This is a genomic window from Promicromonospora sp. NPDC060271 (genome assembly GCF_042726755.1).
Classification (GTDB): domain Bacteria; phylum Actinomycetota; class Actinomycetes; order Actinomycetales; family Cellulomonadaceae; genus Promicromonospora.
In genome coordinates this window covers 1-2,923 of the sequence record NZ_JBHXBG010000298.1, presented here as the reverse complement: position 1 = coordinate 2,923, position 2,923 = coordinate 1, and the positions used below count along the sequence as shown (strand labels likewise).

Sequence of the window (2,923 nt, the reverse complement as noted above, 5' to 3'; positions counted from 1 at the left end):
AGGGAGGCCCGGCTCGGTGGTCTCGACGGGCTCGGCCACCGGGGGCACTGGCTCGACCGACGAAGGCACGAGCGTCAGGCGCCGACGGCGACCAGGCGGACGCCCTCGGCGATACCTGCCAGGGCCTCGCCGAGCTTGGCCGGGTCCGTGCCGCCGCCCTGGGCCATGTCCGGCTTGCCGCCGCCACCGCCACCGAGCGTCTGGGCGGCCGTGCGCACCAGGTCACCGGCCTTGTAGCCGGCCGCGCGGGCGGCGGCGTTGGTCACGACCACCACGACGGGGCGGCCGCCCGACACACCGCCGGCGGCGGCCACGACGGGCTCGGCCTCGCCGAGGCGGCCGCGCACGTCGAGCACGAGGGCGCGCAGGTCGTCGGCCTGAGCCTCACCGGCGTCGTGCGTGACGACGCGGACGTCGCCCACGCGCGGGGCCTCGGCGGCGAGCTTGCCTGCCACGGCCAGGAGCTGTCCCTGCCGCAGCGTGGCGAGCTCCTTCTCGGCCTCCTTCAGGCGCGACACGAGCGAGCCGACCCGCTCGTGCAGGTCCTCGGGGCGCGTGTTGAGCAGGCTGGTGAGCTGCCCCACCAGGGCGTGCTCCTTGGCCTGGAAGCCGTAGGCGCCGTCGCCGACCAGGGCGTCGACGCGCCGCACGCCGGAGCCGATGGACGACTCGCCCAGCAGCGTGACCCGGCCGAGCTGGCCGGTCTGCTTGACGTGCGTACCTGCGCACAGCTCGCGCGACCAGTCGCCGCCGATCGAGACCACGCGCACGACGTCGCCGTACTTCTCGCCGAACAGCGCCATGGCGCCGACCTCGCGGGCCTTGGCGATGGGCATGAGCTGGTCGGTGACCTCGAGGTTGTCGGCGAGGCGCACGTTGACGCGCTCCTCGATCTCCGTCAGGGCCGAGGCGGACACGGCAGACGGCGAGCGGAAGTCGAACCGGATACGGCTCGGGGCGTTCTCCGAGCCGGCCTGGGTGCGGTCCGGGCCGACGAGCTCGTGCAGCGCCTTGTGGATCATGTGCGTGGCCGAGTGGGCGCGGCTGATGGCCTTGCGGCGGGCGGTGTCGATCTGGGCGGTGCCCGGGTCGCCCAGGGCGGCCGTGCCCTCCACGAGGCGGCCGCGGTGCACGTTCAGGCCCTTGATCGGGCGCTGCACGTCGTCGACCTCGATGGTGGCGCCGCTGTCGAGCACGATCGTGCCGTGGTCGGCGAGCTGGCCGCCGGCCTCGGCGTAGAACGGCGTGCGGTCCAGGACCACCTCGATCTCGGCCGGGGCGGTGACGGCGGGGGCGGGCACGCCGCCGCTGAGCAGGCCCACGACGCGCACGGTGGCGTCGGTCTGCGTGTAGCCGAGGAACTCGACGGGTGCGGTGAGCTCCTTCTCCAGGGCCTCGTAGGCGGCGACGTCGGCCCCGCCGGTGCGCTTGGCCAGCGCGTCGGCGCGGGCGCGGGTGCGCTGCTCCTGCATGAGCGAGCGGAAGGCCTTCTCGTCCACCTGGACGCCCTGCTCGGCGGCCATCTCGAGGGTCAGGTCGATCGGGAAGCCGTAGGTGTCGTGGAGCTGGAAGGCGGCCTCGCCGGGCAGCACGCCGCCCTCACCGCCCGAGCTCTTCTTCAGGTTGGCGACGGCGTTGTCCAGGATCGTGGTGCCCGAGGCCAGCGTGCGGCGGAAGGCCTCCTCCTCGGCGTAGGCGACGGCGGAGATCTGCTCGAAGTTCTCTGCCAGCTCCGGGTACGAGGGGGCCATGGCGTCCTTGGAGACCGGCAGCAGCGACGGCAGAGCGACGCCGTCCACGCCGAGCAGGCGCATGGCGCGCACGGAGCGGCGCAGCAGCCGGCGCAGCACGTAACCACGGCCCTCGTTGGAGGGGCGCACGCCGTCGCCGATGATCATCAGGGCCGAGCGGACGTGGTCGGCCACGACGCGCATGCGCACGTCGTCCTCGTGGTTGTCGCCGTACGTCTTGCCGCTGAGCTTCTGAGCGGCCTCGATGACGGGGAAGACCTCGTCGATCTCGTACATGTTGTCCTTGCCCTGCAGCAGGAAGGCAACCCGCTCGAGACCCATGCCGGTGTCGATGTTCTTGTTGGCGAGCTCCCCGAGGATGCGGAACTCCTCCTTGGACTTCACCTCGTCGATCTCGTACTGCATGAACACGAGGTTCCAGATCTCGACGAAGCGGTCACCGCCCTCGTCGACCAGCGGACCGCCGTCGGGGCCGTACGCGGCGCCGCGGTCGTAGAAGATCTCCGAGCACGGGCCGGCCGGGCCGGGCTGGCCGGTGGACCAGTAGTTGTCCTTCTTGCCGAGCCCCTGGATGCGCTCGTCGGGCAGGCCGACGATGTCCTTCCAGAGCTGGCGGGCCTCGTCGTCCTCGTAGTACACGCTGACCCACAGCTTGTCGGGGTCGATGCCCAGCTTGCCGTCGTCCAGCGAGCCGGTCAGGAAGTCCCAGGCCATGCGGATGGCGTCGGCCTTGAAGTAGTCGCCGAACGAGAAGTTGCCGTTCATCTGGAAGAACGTGCCGTGGCGCGTCGTCTTGCCTACATCGTCGATGTCGAGCGTGCGCACGCACTTCTGCACGCTCGTGGCGCGCTTCCACGGCGGCGTCTGCTGCGCCGTCATGTACGGGATGAACGGCACCATGCCCGCGATGGTGAACAGCGTCGACGGGTCCGGCGAGATCAGTGACGCAGACGGCACCACCGCGTGACCCTGAGCTTCGAAGTAGTCGAGCCAACGCTTGCGGATCTCGGCGGTGCGCATGAGGTCAGTGATCCTTCTTCTCGGTCGTACAAAAGTTGATGGTGCGACAAGTTGGTCGTGCTTGAGGTGGTGGTGCGAGAACTGGTGAGTCGCGGCTGGGACGCGCGAGTCGCGTCCGGATCCGGACGCGACTCTATTCTGCCTGTCTCTTA

General features: G+C 70.7%; 1 protein-coding gene. It reads right to left on the bottom strand.

The window, feature by feature from the left end; translation table 11 throughout:
* Positions 1-74 precede the first annotated feature (74 nt).
* Positions 75-2,771 (bottom strand): alanine--tRNA ligase, encoded by a 2,697-nt coding sequence (gene alaS / locus ACFWE2_RS25110; RefSeq protein ID WP_377226929.1) that lies wholly within the window; start codon positions 2,769-2,771, stop codon positions 75-77.
* Positions 2,772-2,923: the final 152 nt, after the last annotated feature.

What these genes read in the sequence shown, in the direction of transcription:
- alaS (WP_377226929.1), bottom strand. Translation starts at nt 2,771, where the DNA reads ATGCGCACCGCCGAGATCCGCAAGCGTTGGCTCGACTACTTCGAAGCT.